Genomic DNA, 2,508 nt, shown 5'->3' with positions numbered 1-2,508 from the left:
GGTTCTGGCTCAGGTTCTGTGACGTGGCACTCTGAGTGACATCCGGACACCTTCGAGCCGTGCGCGAAGTCGCCCGAAAATGGCCCGTCGGCCCGGCGGTTGGGCTGACAGTTCGGGGCTGTGGAAGAGGTCGTGCTCCGGCTCAAGGAGTTGTTGTTCCCGTCGATCGCGGACGTCGCGGTGCTGTCGGTGGACGTGAACACCGAGATGGTGCGCATTGATGCGCAATGCATCGCGAACGGTGCCCTGTGCCCGGTCTGCGGAGTCTGGTCGGACCGGGTTCATGGTTCCTACCTGCGGTTTCCCGCTGATGTGCCGAGCGGTGGCCGAAGTGTTGTACTCCAGCTGAGGGTCCGGCGGTTCACATGCGGGAACTCGGGCTGCGCACGCCGTACCTTCGTCGAGCAGATACCCGGCCTCACACGTCGGCACGGTCAGCGGACCGAGCGGTTGCGTTCCACCCTGGCCGCGGTCGGCCTGGCTCTCGCGGGCCGGGCCGGGGCCCGCATCGCCCGCGTTCTCGGGGTGTCCGTCAGCCGCAGCACGGTGCTCCGGCTGGTGGATGATCTTCCCGAACCCGAGTTCCCTGCGCCGAGGGTGGTCGGCGTCGACGAGTACGCCACCCGCAAGGGCCGCCACTACGGCACCGTCCTCGTCGATATCGAGACCCGTCGGCCCGTCGATCTGCTGCCGGACCGGGAGGCGTCCAGCCTGGCGGCCTGGCTCGCCGAACGGCCGGGCATCGAGGTCGTCTGCCGTGACCGTGCGCCGTTCTTCGCTGAGGGCTCCTCCGCCGGCGCCCCGCAGGCCGTCCAGGTCGCGGACCGGTGGCACCTCTGGCACAACCTGAGCGAGGCCGCCGAACGGGCCGTCGCCCAGCACCGCCGCTGCCTGCGAGCCCTTGTCCCGGCCGCCTCCGTATCCGAGCCTGAGCCCGCCCCGGAGGAAGAACCGTCCGGCTCGCCCTGGCCGACAGGGCATCGGTTCGCCGACCGCACCCGGGCCCGGCACGCCGCCGTCCACGCACTCCTGGAGGCAGGACACAGCCTGCGTTCGGTCCAGAGGCAGCTCGGCATGGCCTGGCACACCGTCAAACGGTTCGCCGACGCCGCGAAGCCGGAGGACCTGTTCACCGGCCAGTGGCAGAACCGGACCTCGGTACTCGACGACTACAAGCCCTATTTGGACGACCGCTGGAACGAGGGCTTCACCAACGCGTGGAAGCTGTGGGAGGAGATCGTGCCGCTCGGCTACAAAGGTAGCTACCAGCGAGTCCGTGCCTACCTGCATAAGAAGCGCACCTCACCGCGGCCGGTGACCGCCCGGCCGCCGTCGCCCCGAACGGTCTCCGGATGGATCCTCAGCCGCCCGGAAGCCCTCACCGAGCCCGAACAACTCCGGCTCAAGACCGTCCGCACCCAGTGCCCCGAACTCGACGCACTCACCCGACACGTCCGGTTCTTCGCGACCATGCTCACCGACCGCCGGGGCCAGCTGCTCCCGGTCTGGCTCGACGCCGTACGACAGGACGACCTACCCAGCCTCCATACCCTCGCCGCCGGCATCGACCGCGACATCGACGCCGTCGCCGCAGGGCTGACCCTGCCTTGGAGCTCTGGCGCGGTCGAAGGCCATGTCAACCGGATCAAGATGCTCAAGCGCCAGATGTACGGTCGGGCCGGCTTCGGTCTGTTGCGGAAGCGAGTCCTGCTGGCCTGACCGCAGCTTTGTTGCTCAACGAGTGGGTTCAGCTGATCGCGGCCGTCACGGGATCCAGGCCCAGCTTGCTCCGGCATGAGTCGACGGCCCGGGTGACCCAGGCAGTTACAGCGTCGCGATCTGGAGCGATGGCGTGAAGCTCACGTGCCTTCTCCTGGGCTTGGACCATCCACGGGGCCAGCGGGTCCTCTCGAAGGACTCGTTCGAAGTGATCGCGGGCCGTGGCAGGGTCTCCGGTCAGAGCGGCTGCGATCCCGGCGTCGAAGCTGTCCCAGAGGAATCCCCGGCGCACCGGCCTGGAAGTCAGGTACCGGGCTAGGTCCGGCAGGGCCGGGAACTTCTCCCTCAGCGTGGTCACGTTCGCAGCCGCCTGCCGGCTGAGTTCGAGTGCCAGCGGCGTGAACTGGTCCTCGGTGCGAAACGGCTCGGGGCCGGTCCGGACTGCCTCTATGTGGAAGGCCAGGTGGTCCACGTCGTGCCACAGCCACATCGCACCGACGTGCAGACCGCTGCCGGCGGTCCGTGGCGGAGTGAATTCCACAACCCCGAGCCACCACTCGTGATCATCGATCCACAGCCGCGACCGCCCGCGCTGGGCCAGGCCGAGCGGCTTCAGGGACTCCCGCGCTGCCGAGGGGATGATCCGGAGGACCGGACTGCGATCTGTCATGACCGGCATTATCGGCCGTCCCACCTACACCCCTGTCGGTCGTGGTGGCACATCACCATGCACAGCATCCTTCAGCAACACCGAGCGTCACCGCACCACAAAAGTTGGGCCAGAACCGG

Annotated in this window: 2 protein-coding genes; one reads left to right on the top strand and one right to left on the bottom strand. The window is 68.3% G+C overall.

What is annotated here, in order from left to right; translation table 11 throughout:
• The first annotated feature begins 120 nt into the window (after nucleotides 1-120).
• Nucleotides 121-1,719 carry an ISL3 family transposase gene (locus ACFYZE_RS36045; protein ID WP_389003914.1) on the top strand — a complete coding sequence of 533 codons (1,599 nt, stop codon included), beginning with the start codon at nucleotides 121-123 and terminating at the stop codon, nucleotides 1,717-1,719.
• Between the two features lie 28 nt (nucleotides 1,720-1,747).
• Here the strand turns inward: ACFYZE_RS36045 and ACFYZE_RS36040 are convergent, their stop codons facing one another.
• Nucleotides 1,748-2,389, bottom strand: coding sequence for a hypothetical protein (locus ACFYZE_RS36040; protein ID WP_389003911.1), 642 nt, complete (start codon nucleotides 2,387-2,389; stop codon nucleotides 1,748-1,750).
• Between the last annotated feature and the right edge of the window lie 119 nt (nucleotides 2,390-2,508).

The organism is Streptomyces sp. NPDC001796 (assembly GCF_042892355.1).
In the GTDB taxonomy this organism is placed as follows: domain Bacteria; phylum Actinomycetota; class Actinomycetes; order Streptomycetales; family Streptomycetaceae; genus Streptomyces.
The sequence above is the reverse complement of the archived record's forward strand: the minus strand, read 5'-3'. Positions and strand labels throughout refer to the sequence as shown.

Bases quoted from the DNA above. Each gene is read 5' to 3' on its own strand.
- ACFYZE_RS36040 (WP_389003911.1), bottom strand. From the start codon at position 2,389: ATGACAGATCGCAGTCCGGTCCTCCGGATCATCCCCTCGGCAGCGCGG.